This is a genomic window from Brevibacterium sp. HMSC08F02, assembly GCF_001807555.1.
GTDB classification, from domain to species: domain Bacteria; phylum Actinomycetota; class Actinomycetes; order Actinomycetales; family Brevibacteriaceae; genus Brevibacterium; species Brevibacterium ravenspurgense.
In genome coordinates this window covers 79,855-95,208 of sequence record NZ_KV789367.1, presented here as the reverse complement: position 1 = coordinate 95,208, position 15,354 = coordinate 79,855, and the positions used below count along the sequence as shown (strand labels likewise).

Annotated in this window: 12 protein-coding genes; 10 read left to right on the top strand and 2 right to left on the bottom strand. The window is 60.3% G+C overall.

Annotation, left to right across the window (positions count from 1 at the left end):
* Positions 1 to 2 precede the first annotated feature (2 nt).
* The 9 genes from HMPREF3172_RS09830 to HMPREF3172_RS09790 all read left to right on the top strand — a co-directional run bounded on the left by HMPREF3172_RS09830 (position 3) and on the right by HMPREF3172_RS09790 (position 11,712).
* A complete protein-coding gene (locus HMPREF3172_RS09830; RefSeq protein ID WP_070517177.1) occupies positions 3 to 233 on the top strand; it encodes a hypothetical protein in 231 nt (76 codons plus the stop codon).
* Entirely contained in the window at positions 230 to 1,894 is a 1,665-nt protein-coding gene (locus tag HMPREF3172_RS09825; RefSeq protein ID WP_070517175.1) for a sodium/proline symporter, read from the top strand. The genes HMPREF3172_RS09830 and HMPREF3172_RS09825 overlap by 4 nt, the downstream gene beginning before the upstream one ends.
* Complete coding sequence (locus HMPREF3172_RS09820; RefSeq protein ID WP_070517173.1) at positions 1,887 to 2,402, top strand: hypothetical protein; 516 nt, start codon at positions 1,887 to 1,889, stop codon at positions 2,400 to 2,402. Before HMPREF3172_RS09825 ends, HMPREF3172_RS09820 begins: the two co-directional genes overlap by 8 nt.
* A gap of 297 nt (positions 2,403 to 2,699) precedes the next feature.
* Positions 2,700 to 4,151 (top strand): DUF3375 domain-containing protein, encoded by a 1,452-nt coding sequence (locus tag HMPREF3172_RS09815; RefSeq protein ID WP_070517171.1) that lies wholly within the window; start codon positions 2,700 to 2,702, stop codon positions 4,149 to 4,151.
* A 13-nt stretch (positions 4,152 to 4,164) separates the two neighbouring features.
* Positions 4,165 to 4,752 (top strand): DUF4194 domain-containing protein, encoded by a 588-nt coding sequence (locus tag HMPREF3172_RS09810; RefSeq protein WP_062019893.1) that lies wholly within the window; start codon positions 4,165 to 4,167, stop codon positions 4,750 to 4,752.
* Entirely contained in the window at positions 4,749 to 8,171 is a 3,423-nt protein-coding gene (locus tag HMPREF3172_RS09805; RefSeq protein WP_070517169.1) for an ATP-binding protein, read from the top strand. Before HMPREF3172_RS09810 ends, HMPREF3172_RS09805 begins: the two co-directional genes overlap by 4 nt.
* Complete coding sequence (locus tag HMPREF3172_RS09800; protein WP_070517167.1) at positions 8,168 to 9,340, top strand: Wadjet anti-phage system protein JetD domain-containing protein; 1,173 nt, start codon at positions 8,168 to 8,170, stop codon at positions 9,338 to 9,340. The genes HMPREF3172_RS09805 and HMPREF3172_RS09800 overlap by 4 nt, the downstream gene beginning before the upstream one ends.
* Before the next feature lie 394 nt (positions 9,341 to 9,734).
* Positions 9,735 to 10,205, top strand: a complete 471-nt coding sequence (locus HMPREF3172_RS09795; protein ID WP_019174091.1) for an Lrp/AsnC family transcriptional regulator — start codon at positions 9,735 to 9,737, stop codon at positions 10,203 to 10,205.
* A gap of 136 nt (positions 10,206 to 10,341) precedes the next feature.
* A complete protein-coding gene (locus HMPREF3172_RS09790) occupies positions 10,342 to 11,712 on the top strand; it encodes an aspartate aminotransferase family protein (protein ID WP_070517165.1) in 1,371 nt (456 codons plus the stop codon).
* A gap of 214 nt (positions 11,713 to 11,926) precedes the next feature.
* Here the strand turns inward: HMPREF3172_RS09790 and HMPREF3172_RS09785 are convergent, their stop codons facing one another.
* On the bottom strand, positions 11,927 to 13,300 hold the full coding sequence (locus HMPREF3172_RS09785; protein ID WP_083281524.1) for an MFS transporter: 1,374 nt from the start codon (positions 13,298 to 13,300) through the stop codon (positions 11,927 to 11,929).
* 737 nt (positions 13,301 to 14,037) lie between these two features.
* On the opposite strand from HMPREF3172_RS09785, the gene HMPREF3172_RS09780 reads away from it, so the two are divergent.
* The gene (locus HMPREF3172_RS09780; RefSeq protein WP_070517163.1) at positions 14,038 to 14,358 is read left to right on the top strand and encodes a hypothetical protein; all 321 of its coding nucleotides are present in this window, start codon (positions 14,038 to 14,040) and stop codon (positions 14,356 to 14,358) included.
* Here HMPREF3172_RS09780 and HMPREF3172_RS09775 read toward each other — a convergent pair.
* Entirely contained in the window at positions 14,343 to 15,350 is a 1,008-nt protein-coding gene (locus HMPREF3172_RS09775; protein ID WP_176746150.1) for a nucleoside hydrolase, read from the bottom strand. The two genes, HMPREF3172_RS09780 and HMPREF3172_RS09775, sit on opposite strands and share 16 nt — an antisense overlap.
* Positions 15,351 to 15,354: the final 4 nt, after the last annotated feature.

Sequence of the window (15,354 nt, the reverse complement as noted above, 5' to 3'; positions counted from 1 at the left end):
CGATGTTCGGACTTCCCACAGCAACACTGCTCATCATTGTGGGCATCCCCCTGGGATGGATTGCCTACACGCTCATCTTCTTCTTTTCGTCGTCACACTGGGGTGCCGAAGATGCAGAAGAAACCCCAACCGGCACCAACGGTGCCGGTGCGGGGCAGGTGAGCTCCACCTCGTCAGCTCAGGCAGGCCGCACACCAGGGGCAGCAGCACCTGAAGAAGGAGGTGCGCTGTGAGCATCGAACTGACATTCCTCCTCATCTACTTTGTCGCCATGATTGCGATCGGCGTGTGGACCATGCGCCGCAGCTCGGTCGGCGAAGAGGGCTTCCTGCTGGGTGGGCGCAGTCTGGGTCCGGCGGTCACGGCTCTGAGGCTGCAGTCGTCATCGATGTCGGGCTACATGTTCCTCGGCGCGGGGTCGCTTGGCTACACGCAGGGCTACTTCGGCATGTGGTACGCGATGGGTGACATCGGCGGTGGTGTGCTCAACCTGTCGATTCTGGGCAGGCGCATGCGCAAACTGTCGCAGATCCTCGGATCACTCACCTCAATTGAGTATTTGGAGCACCGCTACCCGTCGGCGTGGACGCGAGCGGTGGCCGCACCGATCGCGCTAGCGTGCATGTTCCTGTACGTGCTGACCCAGTTCATTGCCGGTGGGCGCGGACTGGAGATGGTCACCGGCATTGACTTCAAGTGGTCGCTGCTCATTGCGATCGGCGTGATTGTTCTCTACACGTTCCTGGGCGGATACCTGGCTGTTGCGTATTCGGACTTCGCGCAGGCGATCATCATGCTGATCGGCATGCTGTGGATTCTCATTGCCACGCTCATGGCTGTTGGCGGTCTGACCGCGGGCAACAACGCTGTTGCCGAGATCAACCCGAACCTTCTGACCATGTGGGGTCCTGATGGTTTTGAGTCAGTCCAATGGGGTGTGATCATCGGTGCGCTGCTGATCTTCTCGATTGGCTACATGGGCTATCCGCACGTCAACGTCAGCCACATGGCCATGAAGAAGCCCTCAGTTGCACGCACTGCGGCGCTGTACTCCACGGGCTTCAACCTGCTGTTCGTGCCGGCCCCGTACCTTGTCGGTGTTATGGCGCTGGTGCTGCTGCCGAACCTGTCGGACCCGGAACTGGCCGTGTTCGGAATTGCGGAGGCGGTGCTGCCGAACTTCGCTGTCGGCATCGTGATGGCTGCGATTATGGCGGCGATTATGTCGACGGCGGATGCGCTTCTGCTGCAGAGCGGCACGATCGCGTCGCACGACCTTTTTCAGCGCTTCATCAGCCGCAGCAATTCACAGCGCCAGGCCGTGTGGGTTTCGCGCATCACGGTGCTGATTCTTGCTGTGATCGGATTTGCTGTTGCCGTGACGGGTGCGCCCGGTGTGGCTGACCTGGTCATCTTCGCGACCACGATCCTCGGCACGTCTTTTGTTCCGGCGTATGTTGCCGCCGTGTGGTGGAAGAAGGCGAACACCGCTGGAGCTATTTCGTCGATGATCGTCGGCGCTGTTGTTCCCGTTGTGTGGCAGTTGGGCGGTCTGACGGAGAAGACGTCGATCGACCCGATGGCAACAGTTGTTGTCTCTGCGCTGACGCTTGTTGTGGTGTCACTTGCCACGCAGAAGTCCAACCCGGTGCCTGAGCATATTGTCGACGCCCTGAACGAAACCGCGAAGGTTGGGCCGATTCCGGCTCGCCTGGCCATGGGACAGAACCCCGGTCTTGCCGCGCAGGTTCCTGTGGAGGATGAGGCTGATGCCAGTTCGGCAGGTGCCGCGGGCGGTGCCGGTTCGGCTGGTGCTGGCGCGGGCCCCGCGGGCGGCGGTGCCGGCGGGCAGGTGACGGAGGCTGACGAGGTGGAAGGCACCTCGCGTGACTGACCCGAACCAGGTGACGGGGTCAGCTGGGCTGCGTGCAGTCCGGCTGACCCCGTCGGTTTTGGCCGCGGAGGCCGAGGAGGTTGTTCGCCGCAGATTGGGCGGCGGGCAGGCATCCGCCCGGCTGGTGCATCACCCGTTTTGGCATGTGCGGATTACCGCCCAGCGCAAACGTGGGCCGGCGGGTGTTGTTGATGTGTTTGTTGATGCAATGGGTGGTTCGTCCTTCATCACGCACGTGCCCACTGATGGTGAAGAGGTTCCAGCTGAAGGCCCGCTTGCCGAGCCTGCTCCCGAGTCTGCCGTGAAGGCGGCCCGGGATTTGGCTGGAGCCGCGCTGCGCAAGCGGTACAAGCTGGGCGTCATGTTCGATGTTGAAACCAGCCAGCCGCGCGGTGTGTTGAAGCCGAACTGGATTGTGACCGGCCAGGGCCGAGGCATTTCTGCCCGCATGATTGTTGACGGCTTCGATGGCTCCCATTGGGTTATCGAGGCAAAGAAGACGAGCTGATCGTATTCGCGCGCAGTCGTTTTCACGCAGGGTCGTGTTCACGCTCAGTCGGGCACGGGAGGTCGTTGCGGCTCTCCCCACCTCGGCGGCTTCCGGGCAACCCAGACTCACGCTTTAATGCAGATTTGCGCGGTAATGCGGCGCATTAAAGCGTGAATCTGCATTTCCGCGTGAGAACGGGCCCGTGAAGGCAGGAGACCGAGGCGGGCCGCGTGAGAACGGACCGGTGACGCCCCAAAAGTAGCCACCACCTCATCCCTGTTATCCCCCTTATTTCCCGGCTAACCTTGGAGCATCATGGATGCCGAACAGATCGACCGGTTGCGCCGTCTGAACCCCGCGTGGAAGCTGCTGCGCGCTCAGAACGCGCCCTTGATTTTGTCGTTTTTGGGTCGGTATTTCATAGAGGAAAACCACGGCGCGACGGCCGCCAGCACACTTGCGGGTGCGCTGGATGACGAGCTCTACGGGCTGAATGACCAGGCCGTCAGCCTTGGCGAACCTGCGCCGTACCCCAAGGACCCTACGGATTATTTAGAGGATTGGGCGGCGGACGATTCTGGTTGGCTGCGCAGGTTCTACCCGGTGGATTCTGACGAGCTTCACTACGACGCCACACCTGCGCTGGAGAAGGCGTATTCGTGGGTGCTCGGCCTGCAGGTGCGCCCGTTTGTGGCCACCGAGTCGCGGCTGCAGACGATTGTAGAACTGCTGCGGCAGATCTCGATGGGTTCGGAAGAAGATCCTGAGGAACGTATTGCGGAACTCAAGCGACGCCGCGATTCAATTGATCGCGAGATTCGCCAGATTGAACAGGACCCGCAGTTTGGCATGCTCGATGGCACCAGGCTGAGGGATCGGTATCAGCAGTTTACGTCCACCGCCAGGGAACTGTTGGCGGATTTTCGGCAGGTGGAGGAAAACTTCCGGTCGTTGGATCGGAGTGCCCGAGAGAAGATCGCCACGTGGCAGGGCAGCCGCGGCGAACTGTTGGATGAACTTGTGTCGACCAGGGCCAATATCGATGGTTCGGATCAGGGACGCAGCTTCCAGGCATTTTATGACCTGCTGTTGTCGGAGGCCAGACAGGAAGAACTGTCGCAGCTGCTTGGCCGCGTGTCGGAACTTGCTCAGATACAGACAGACAGCCGGTTACGCACTATCCACCACGACTGGGCGGATGCCGCTGAGCGCACTCAGCAGACGGTGCGCCAGATATCTGAACAGTTCCGCAGGTTCCTGGATGACCAAATCTGGGTGGAAAACCGCAGAGTTCTGGAACTGGTAAAAGACATCGAGCGCCATGCCGTCGATGTTCGCGCGCAAGCGTCGAAGAAGGACTCTCCCGTCGGCATCGAAGTCGACGTCCCGGGCGTTGATGTGGCGCTGCCGTTGGAACGCCCTCTGTATGACGTGCGTCCAACCACCGAGGTCGACAGCCTTCTGCAGCCCAGCGAGGCCGAAGACCTCGACACCACCGCGCTTACATCACAGGTCTTTGTTGACCAGACGAAACTCTTGAGCCAGCTTGCCGCGATCATCCCACAGGGCGAATCGGCGCTGCTGGACGACATTGTGCAGATGTACCCGATAGAACAGGGCGTGAGCGAACTCATCGGCTATCTGTCCCTGCCGGCTGAGGATGTTCAGGTGGATATCAACGACGATGTCGAATCGACCATCGAAGCCCAGGATGACGAACTCACGTACCAGGTGCGGCTTGCTCAGATTAAGGTAACCAGATCTTGAGGACACTACAGCCATGAGAACTCCCGAGGAAACAGCGGCGGCGCGCAGCATCATCGCCCTGATGCGCGGTGTGGTGTACCAGGAAACTGCAGAAGACGTCTGGCGTGACCTTCTTAAGAACCCCGCCCCGGTGCGCGATCATTTCAACACCATCGGCCTGGATGTTGTGGTGGATGAAAACGAGGGCTACGCCTATTTGCGCATGCAGGAAGAACGGGAGGGCGAAGAACCACTCCCCCGTTTGATCACACGCCGCAAACTTCCCTACAACGATTCCCTGCTGCTGGTGTTGCTGCGCAGACGCTTGGTGGAATTCGAATCCCACGGCGATCAGGGCCGCCTGGCGGTGGATCGGGATGACATCGTTGATTCGCTCCGGGTCTTTCTAGCTGACTCTTCTGACGAAGCCCGGATCATCAACAACATCGACCAGAGCATAGGCAGGATCGAGAAGCTCGGTTTTCTGCGCAAATTGCGCGGTGAAAACGATGTGTGGGAAGTCCGCCGAATTCTGAAAGCCTATGTCGATGCGCAGACGCTGTCTGATTTTGCGCAGAAGCTGGACGAATATAAGTCCGTACTGAACCAGGGTGGGCAATGAGCGAAGGTCTGTTCTCCACAGTTGAAGTTGAGGCGACGGGCAAACCGGGCTACAGACTTGAACGGATTGAACTGTACAACTGGGGTACGTTCGACAACCACGTCAGCTACTTGTACCCGAATGGCGAAATGGCGCTGCTGACAGGTGATATCGGCAGTGGAAAGTCGACGATTGTCGATGCTGTGAGCACCTTGCTGTTGCCTTCGCACACGATTGAATACAACAAGGCCGCAGGTGCCGGTAGGCGTGAGCGTAGTTTGCGCAGCTACGTTGAGGGCCACTACAAATCTGAGCGCGACGAACAAACCGGCACATCCCGCCCGGTGGCTCTGCGCGGCCACAATGCCTATTCGGTGATTCTGGGGACCTTCACCAACGAGGGATACGGCGAAACTGTGACCCTGGCCCAGGTGTTCCAGCAGCGCGATTCAACGGGCCAGCCGTGGCGACGGTTCTTCTCTGCACCCAAGCGGCTGACCATCCTGGATGACTTTTCAGGCTTCGGCACCGATATCAACAACCTGCTGCGCAAGCTGCGGAAGAAGGACGTCGCTGTTGACGACACCTTCCCGAACTACGCCCGCCGCATGCGCAGGCTTCTGGGCATCCGGTCAGAACAGGCCATGGACTTGTTCCAGCAGACGGTGTCAATGAAGGCCGTGGGGGATCTCAACGAGTTTGTGCGCACTCACATGCTCGAACCCACCGATGCTGGTGGTCGGATCAGGCAGATCATCGACCACTTCGATGATCTTGAAAATGCCTACCAGGCCGTGCAGCGAGCCCAGGAACAGTTGGAGCTGCTGACCCCTCTGGTAGAAAACGCGGATAAGTACGATGCCGTGATTGCCAAGAAGGACAATCTGGCCAAGCAGCGTGATGCTGTGGCTATGTTCTTTTCCGACATACGCGCGACGCTGCGAACTGCCAGTATCGAGCAGCTGGAAACTGATCTCACTACCGTCAACCAGCAGTTGGTGGCAAAGCGTGAAACCCGTGACAAGCTGTCTACGGAACGTGACGATCTCATCGCGGCGCGTGCCTCGGCCGGCGGCGAGCGCCTGGAGACCCTGAGGCACAAGGCTGCATCTGCCCGTGAACAGCAAGAGCAGCGCGAAGCTCGCAACCAGCGCCTGCAGGTAAAACTGCATGATGCAGGCTTGGCTGAGGTTAAAACGCGGGCTGATTTCAACCAGATTCCCGGCAAGGCTCAAGATCAACTGGCGGTGCTGGAGCCAGAGGCCACCGAACTTGATAAGAATCGTTCGGCCATCGAAGCCGAAAAGCTGCTGCTCACCGAGCAGGAACGCGAAACCAAACGCGAACTGAAAAGTCTGGCCGCCCGCCGGAACAACCTGCCCAGCAACCTGCTGGATATCCGTGAACAGCTCAGTGCCGCCACTGGAATTGCTGAAGACGAGCTCCCCTTCGCGGGTGAGCTTCTGGATGTTGCCGAGGAGTTCGAAGAATGGCGAGGCGCCGCTGAACGTGTGCTTAGAAACTTCGCCTTGTCGATGTTGGTTCCGCAGGCACACTATGCCGCGGTTGCCGAATGGGTGAACAGAACCCGGCTGCAGACCACGGGTCACGGTGGCCGCACCACGGGTGTGCGTTTGGTGTATGAACGTGTACCGGATCGGCACGTGCCGCTGCAGCGCAAACCTTCGGCTGGGCTGCGACTTGCGGACACGATCGAGATCGAGGATTCACCCTTCCGCGCCTACTTGAAGAGCGAGGTAGAGTCCCGCGCTGACCACCTGTGTGCGGACACCGTTGAGGAATTTCGCGGTGCGCAACGCGCGGTCACGCGTGAGGGCCAAGTGCGTTCGCGTGACCGCCACGAAAAAGACGACCGGCGTCGTGTGGACGATCCACGCGGTTGGGTCTTGGGCCGGGTCAGTGAGCGCAAAAAAGAAGCCCTGCTTCGTGAAATCCAAGAACAGTACCAGCGCCAGTCGAAGCTGAATGAGAAGCGGGAACAGCTTGTGGCCAGACAGGCAGAAGTCCAGGCCCAGTCCGAAGCCCTGCGTGCGGTTCTGGACTTTGACTCATGGGATGAAGTCGATTGGGAATCAGCTCGGGCTCGTCTGCAATCTGCTGAAGCTGAGATTGAGCGTCTGGAGAGCGGTTCCTCGGAGCTGGCGGAGATCACCCGCAGCTTTGAGTCCGTAGAACAGCAGATTAAGGAAAACGAGAACGCGCTAGATAATGTTGCCCGGAAGGCAACGACCCTCGAAGTGCGCTTAGGACAGGAACGTTCAGCGCTGGAACGTGACCGTGAAATCCTCGCGGCAGGCACTTTCGAAAAAGCCCAAGAATCCTTCGAGGACCTCCAAGCCCGCGTACCTAAGCGCATCGCGTCCGTTGAACAGGCAGACGAGCTCCAAGCCTCGACAGTCAGTGCGATTGCGAAGGAGATCGAATCGGCGCAGGAGAAGATCAACGGCCACACCACAACGCTGCTGACGCAGATGGGCAATGTGCGCGAACAGTTCCCTGCAGAAACCACGGAAATGGATGCCAGCGTGCACGCGCGCAATGCCTATCGCGAATTCCACTCACGAGTGAAAAATGACGATCTCCCGAGGTTCAAAACGGAGTTTAAGGAACAGCTGAACACCAACGCGATTCGCGAAATTGCAGGTTTTTCCAGTTGGCTCCGCCGGCAGGCGGATGAAATCGACGTGCGGATCGGCAAGATCAACGAGGCCCTGTCAGCCGTGGACTTCAATGAGGGCCGCTACATTCGTCTGGAGAAGTCCGCCACCATTAACCAGGATGTGCGCAAGTTCCGCAGTGATCTGCGTGATGTTACCGCCGAAGTCAGTGACAACGACGATTCGTCCCTGTACTCCGAGCAGCGTTTCCAGGATGTGCGGGCGATCATCGAGCGATTCAAGGGCCGCGAGGGGCACACAGACGCCGACAAGACATGGACTGCTCGTGTTACCGACGTGCGCAATTGGTTTACGTTCTCAGCTTCGGAGCGTGATCGTGAAACTGATGAGGAGTGGGAGCACTTCCGCGATTCTGACGGCAAGTCCGGCGGGCAGAAGGAAAAGCTGGCGTACACGATCCTCGCCGCTTCGCTTGCCTACCAATTTGACCTGAAGTGGGGTGCGGCGAAATCGAAGGACTTCCGCTTTGCCGTGATTGATGAGGCTTTTGGCCGCGGTTCCGATTCCTCGACCCGCTACGCCTTGGACCTGTTCCGCAAACTGGGCCTGCAGCTGCTGATTGTCACGCCGTTGCAGAAGGTCCACATCATCGCCCCGTACGTCAAGAGCATCGGCTTCGTCGACAACGTGGGCGGCAATAATTCTCGCCTGCTGACCATGACCATCGAGCAGTACTACAACAACATAGCCGACTCCGGCGGCTCGAAACCCGGAGGTTCGAAGCCCGGGGGATCGGTGTGAGTCGAGTCCGCGCTTGGAAATCCCCGCAAGACATCCGCACTGCGGTGCAGCGCCGCTGGAAAGACGGGTCGCTGCTGCGCGCCTACGCCCAGGGTGAGGAATTCCCGGTGATCACGGTGCCCCTGGGCGGGCCGACTTCCGCTGAGCTCGCTTCCCGCTGGGATGAATGGCGTGCCTGGTCTTCTGACCTTTCCCACGATTCGCGAGGTGGGGCTCACTACGACCTCGAACTCAAGTCTGTTGGGGGTCGGGGTGCGGTAGGTGCGAACTCGGTCCCTCACCGGGCCGTGATCAGTCGGTTCGATCAGGCTTGGAAGCTTCTTTCGGTCGGCCGGGATGTTGCCGCCTTTGATGAGTTGTTGTCGGTGACGAAAAAGCGGCAGTTGGAGGCTCCCTGGCACTGGGTTTTGCGCCGACCACTGGAGGCGCTGCGGTTGGCAGCGGAGTGGCCGCAGGTGTTGGCGGCCTACGAGTGGTTGGATGCAGCGCAGGGTTCAGGCCGCTATTTGCGGCAGGTGGATGCGGCCGGGGTCGATACGAAGTTCGTGGAGTCCAACCGCCGACCGTTGGCGGAAATGCTCGGGGTGGCTGCTGCGAAGGGCAAGTTCGAGCAGGCGTTGGGTTTGGCGACAAAGCCTGCGTATGTGCGCATGCGGGTGGACCCTGCGCGTTCGCCGGTGCCCGGCGTGGATGAGTTCACGCTGCGGGCGGATCAGTTGCCGGAGTTTGGTTTCGTACCGGACATCGTCCTGATTGTGGAGAACGAAATTACGTTCCTCACGGTTCCTGTGCCCGCCGATGGGGCCGTGGTGTGGGGCAAGGGTTTTGAGAGTCAGCGCAGCCAAACACTCGCATTTTTTGCGGGATCGGATGTGTTGTATTGGGGCGATGTGGATACACACGGGTTCAGCATTCTGCACGGGGTGCGGGCACAACTGCCGCGAGCTGAAGCAGTGTTGATGGATGAAGACACCCTGGAAGCGCACCGTAAATTGTGGGGTTCTGAGCCTGCGCCGACAAATGCGTATTTGGAGAATTTGACCCCAACGGAGCGAGCGCTGTACGACGATTTGGTGTCGGATCGACTGGGCCGCAATGTGCGCTTGGAACAGGAACGCATCAACTGGGCGTGGGCGTTGCAACGGCTCGACTACCGCTGGGCACAGTAGGGGCTGGAGCGGGGTTCTGGAGGTCAGACTCACGCTTTAATGCAGACCAGCACCCCTCATCAAGCTCGCTCACAAGGCCCGACCCGGCACCTCGGCGGCCTCCGGGCAGTGCAGACTCACGCTTTAATGCAGATTTGCGCGGTAATGCGCTGCATTAAAGCGTGACTCTGCATTTCCGCGTGAGAACGGGGCCCGTGAACGGACGAGGGGGAGGTCGGGTGGGCCCGTGAAGGGACGAGGTGGAGGTCGGCTGGGTCGCCTGCTGACTGACCGCGCGAAGCTCACCCACCACCAGAAGCACATCTAACAACGAAATCCGAAGCTAAACGCGCCTAGCCAACTATTTCCGTCACATGATACGCTGAAACAACGATTTACGACGGAAAGGCTGAGTATGTCTGCTGAAGACGCAGTTCCGGATGCTGAACTCGACAGCAAGTCGAAGGCAATCATCGAAGCCCTGCAGCAGGACGGCCGCCGCAGCTACGCAGAAATCGGCCGCGAAGTTGGGCTTTCCGAAGCCGCTGTCCGCCAGCGCGCGGCGAAGCTCACCGCGGCGGGAGTCATGCAGATCGTCGCCGTGACCTCACCCATGCAGCTTGGGTTCAACCGCCAGGCCATGATCGGTGTGCGAGTCAACAGTGACATCACCGGCACAGCCGAAGCACTCAGCAAACTCCCCCAGGTCAACTACACCGTCGTCACCGCTGGGGTCTACGACATCCTCATCGAAGTCGTGTGTGCCGATGACGACGAACTGATGGAAACCCTCCAACAGCTGCGCTCATTCGAAACCGTCGAATCGACCGACACGATGATGTACCTCAAACTCTGGGACCAGAAGTACAACTGGGGCACCCGCTAGCGCCTAGAACCAGCTAATGCCAGGAACCGACCAGGGCCAGACGGCACCTCGCACCACCCAAACAACACCCACAAAACCCGAAGCAGACACCTCGTCAGCGAACCCGCTAACCCGAGGCAAGAAAGCAAGGATTCCAATGTCGAACATCGACCTTCAAGCAGGCCTGCGCGATCACCTGTGGATGCACATGGCCAGCCACGACCACCTGTTCACCGGCGGCCGCACCCCCGTCATCACCCACGGCGAAGGCCACCACGTGTGGGACGACAAGGGACACAAGCTCATTGACGGCCTGGCCGGCCTATTCACCGTGCAGGTTGGCTATGGGCGCGAAGAGCTCGCCCAGGCCGCCTACGACCAGACCAAGAAACTCGGCTTCTTCCCCCTGTGGTCCTACGCGCACGAACCGGCCATTGAACTGGCTACCCGCCTGGCCGCCTACGCGCCGGGTGATCTGAACAGGGTGTTCTTCACCTCGGGTGGTGGCGACTCTGTCGAGTCCGCGCTGAAGCTCGCCAAAAACTACTTCCGCCTGACCGGCAAGCCGGGCAAGCACAAGATCATTTCGCGTGCCACGGCCTACCACGGCACTCCGCACGGGGCCCTGAGCGTGACGTCGCTGCCGGATCTGCGCAACCAGTTCGCGCCGCTCGTGCCCGGTGCACACAAGGTGCCGAACACCAACTTCTACCGTGCTGACGAGCGCTTCGCAGGTGACGAAAAGGCATTCGGCCGTTGGGCCGCCGACCGCATTGAAGAGGTCATCGAATTCGAGGGCGCAGACTCCGTTGCCGCCGTGTTCCTCGAACCGGTGCAGAACTCCGGCGGATGCTTCCCGCCACCACCGGGCTACTTCGAACGCGTGCGCGAAATCTGCGATGAACACGACGTTCTGCTGGTCTCAGACGAAACGATCTGCGCGTTCGGCCGCATCGGATCAATGTTCGCCTGCAACGACTTCGACTACGTGCCGGACATCATCACCACCGCCAAGGGCATCACCTCGGGCTATGCCCCGCTGGGCGCGATGATCGCCTCGGACCGCCTGTTCGAACCCTTCGGCAAGGGCGGGGAGACCTTCTACCACGGCTACACCTTCGGCGGTCACCCCGTTTCCTGCGCTGTTGCGCTGGCCAACCTCGACGTCATGGAAAAGGATGGGCTGAACGACCGCGTGGCATCGAACTCGCTGGCTTTCCGCAACACCCTGGAAAAGCTCACGGACCTGCCGATTGTCGGCGACGTCCGAGGTGAGGGCTACTTCTTCGGCATCGAACTGGTCAAGGACAAGGCCACCAAGGAAACGTTCACAGAAGAAGAGTGCGAGCGCGTACTCAACGGCTTCGTGTCACCGGCGCTGTACGAACGCGGCCTCTACTGCCGAGCTGACGACCGCGGCGAACCCGTCATCCAGCTGGCTCCCCCGCTGACCTGCGGGCCGGAGGACTTCGCGGAAATGGAGCAGATCATCCGCTCCGTCCTCGTCGACGCAGCCGAGAAACTGTAAGGGGAACGGGGCCGAGGTGCCGCAACCGGCACCTCGGCAACCGGCACCTGGGCGGGGGTCGGGAACTTGGTAACCGGCACCTCGGCGGCCCCCAACCAACCCAGACTCACGCTTTAATGCAACCTCACGCGCAAATGCGCTGCATTAAAGCGTGAGTCTGCATTACCGCGTGAAAACGCGCCAGAAAACGGACGAGGCGGAGGGCCCAGGCCCGCTACGCCTTCACCTCGTCTTTGGGTTTGGCTGTGGCAATAAAGACAGCAGCGATCAACTGTGCTGCGGCCATGTAAAGGGCGACGGGAATCCAACTGCCGGTGGCGGCGTACAGGCTGGTGGAGATCAGCGGTGCCGGGGCGGACGAGATCAGCCCGCACAGCTGGTAGCTGATCGATGCGCCGGTGTAGCGGACGCGGGGTTCGAACAGCTCGGCGATGAAGCCCGAGGATGTCGCGTACACAAACGAGTGCCCGATGGGGAACGCCAGCACCATCGCGACGTAGGCGGCCCAGGTTTGGCCGGTCATCATGAGTCCGAAGATCGGAACCGAAACTGCTGCGGTGACGATCGAACCGATGATGAGCATCTTCTTCTTGCCGTGCTGATCAGCAAAAATAGCGACCAGCGGAATGGCGATGATGTCGAGCAGCGAACCGAACGCAATGGCCAGCAGCACGGTGCCGCGGCTCATGTCGGTTTCGGCCGGCGCAAGGGCCAGCAGGTACACGGTGACCAGGTAGAACAGGGTGTTCGAACCGACCAGCGTGAAAATGCCGACGAGCAGCGAGTGCTTGTGGTCGCGAAACATTTCGAGGGCGGGGACGACAGCGTGCGATTCGTCCTCGTGCATTTTCTGCATGTCCGGGGAGTCTTCGAGCTTCAGGCGGATGATGAAGCCGACCAGCACCAGCAGGGCGGACACGAGGAACGGGATGCGCCAACCCCAGCTGAGGAACTGCTCTTCGGGCATCATCTGCACCAGGAAGAACGCGCCGGAACTCAGCAGAGAACCGGCGGGCACACCGGCCTGCGGCCATGAACCATAGAAGGCCCGCTTGTGCCTGGGCGCGTGTTCAACGGCCATGAGGACGGCACCACCCCATTCGCCGCCAACACCGAAGCCCTGGATCAGACGCAGGATCACCAGGAGGATGGGCGCGGCAACGCCGATCGTGGTGTAGCCGGGCAACAGGCCGATCGCGACCGTCGCACCGCCCATCATGAGCAGCGACAGCACGAGCATCTGCTTGCGCCCAATCCTGTCGCCGAAGTGCCCAAACACCAGACCACCCACGGGCCGGGCGATGAACGCCACCGCGAAGGTCGCCAACGCACTCATCTGGCTGGCCACCGGGCTGAGGCTGGGGAAGAACTGGTCGTTGAGCACCAGCACCGCCGCGGTGCCGAAGAGGAAGTAGTCGTACCATTCGATCGCCGTGCCGACAAAGCTGGCAAAGGCAACTTTGGCTGGGTTTTCCGGGGTTTTCGCAGCTGACGAGGTGCCTGTTGGGTTACCGGGCTGGGCGCCGGCTGGGTTACCGGCGGGGCCGGCGGCGGTGGGGCCGGCGGCGGGGTTGAGCTTATCGCTCATCGTTGAGCCTCTCTGTGTGTGTCCATGTGTGCAGCAGGATGGTCTGAAACTGGTATTTCACCTGGTGAAAGTGGCCGCAGTCACGCTACCGCATGTGTGCTGAAACACAAGAATCGACCCAACTTGTGGGATGCAGCATCAGCGCTCCAGGCACCTCGGCGGCCTCCGACCACCCCAGACACCTCGGCGGCTTCCGGCCACCCCAGATTCACGCTTTAATGCAACCTCACGCGCTAATGCGCTGCATTAAACCGCAAATCTGCACTACTGCGTGAGAACGCGCCAGCAAACAGCCGAGGCGGAGGTCGGCAGCGCCTGTAGAGCCTACTGTCCACCGAACGAACGAGGCGGAAACCAGTAGCGAACCCACCCCAACAAGCCCAGCCTCACGCTTTAATGCAACCTCACGCGCAAATGCGCTGCATTAAACCGCAAATCTGCACTACTGCGTGAGAACGCGCGAGTAAACGGACGAGGCGGAGGTCGGGCCAGGCTGCGCCCGCGCCGCCCGAGGTGGGCAAGTTGAGCTGGCTGGGCTGGCCGCTCCGGCGCAGCAACGATGCACTCCCACCCGCGCTGACAAGGCCCAACGAAGCCCGGCATGACGGGGCTCGAGTACAATGAGCCCGCTCAAACAACACAGCGCTCACCTGCATGCTGGGCACTGTAATTCCCGACGGGCTCCCCGACTCTCGTCCCGGCAGCCACCTCGGCAGAATAAGAAAGAATGGTCCGCTTTGTCTGAATCGGCTTCGCACTCGTCGCACGGCACCCCTGACGCCGCACACATCAACGGCAACATCGACGCCGCACCGCGCCTGGTCGCATACGACCACGAAAGCAGACGACCGATGTTCGCATTCATCCTGTACATCCTTGCTGCACTCATGGTTGTCATCGCACTTGTCATCAGCAGCGAAGCCAGCGAACCCCTGCAGGCTGCTCCCCTGTGGGGCTCAGCAGTCGTCGTCGGCGGTCTCGGTGTTGTAGCCCAGCTGCTGCAGCGCTTGTGCCGAATCCTCAAGGACATTCGCGCGGAACTTCAGAACCGCCGCTGAAAGCTCTCCCGCAGAAGAGCTAAAAGCCGACTGTTATCTACTGAGGTCACGAGCTCGACAACCCCTTGGTGAATACTCGCGTATTCGCTGAGGGGTTGCGGCGTTTCGCCATCTAGACGCACGGTTCGGCCGCTTTCCCGATCGTCGCTGACGACAACCCCGACCTCTGCGTGCTCCGAACTGACGAGCGTCGGATCAATCAGCATTGCAACCGTCAGTGCATCATGTACCCACATTCCCGGAATGTTTCGGGTTTCAGATGAGAAGCTGACCCACGGGCGCAGCGTGGGCACTAAAGCCCGCGTGAGGGAGTTGTCTAAACGTTCGAAAGCATCAAGGTCGTCGTGCGTAAGCATGGTTGTCGTCGTGACATCCATCGGGACGAGCGTCATCGGCGCTCCGCTGGCAATCACGGCAGCCGCGGCTTCCGGATCCAAGAAAAAGTTGGTATCAACCGGGAACCGATCTGCGTCAAAGGCCCCGCCCATTACGACAATTCTTCGGACGGCATCAGCTGTTTCAGGATACTTCCGCAGCATCAATGCAATATTGGACAGCGGCCCAATCGCTGCAATCGTAATTTCTCCAGGGTCAGCCAAAACCGTCTGCGCTAGCCAATCGACGGCCCCTTCGTTGAAAGCATCCGCTGAACTCACGGCGAACGGTGCAGGCCCCCACAGCTTCTGAGCGAGTTCCCCGGTTCGCTTACGCTGTGCTTCCTCTACCCATTCGCGCACTCGCCGCGCGTTCACATAGGGCTCCCCACACACAACCGGAGCGTCCACCGCGAGTTCTTTCAGCAGCCATGATGCAGCCGCTGCGCCTTCTTCACGGGAAGTATTACCACTGACAGTCGAAACCCCGACGAGGTCAACCAACTGCGAATACGCAGCGAGAGCGATGGCGATTCCGTCATCGGTATTCGCACCGGGAATCCCATTTCCGGGATCGGTATCAATCACCAAACGCAAAGAACTGTTCTCCCGTTCCATCATG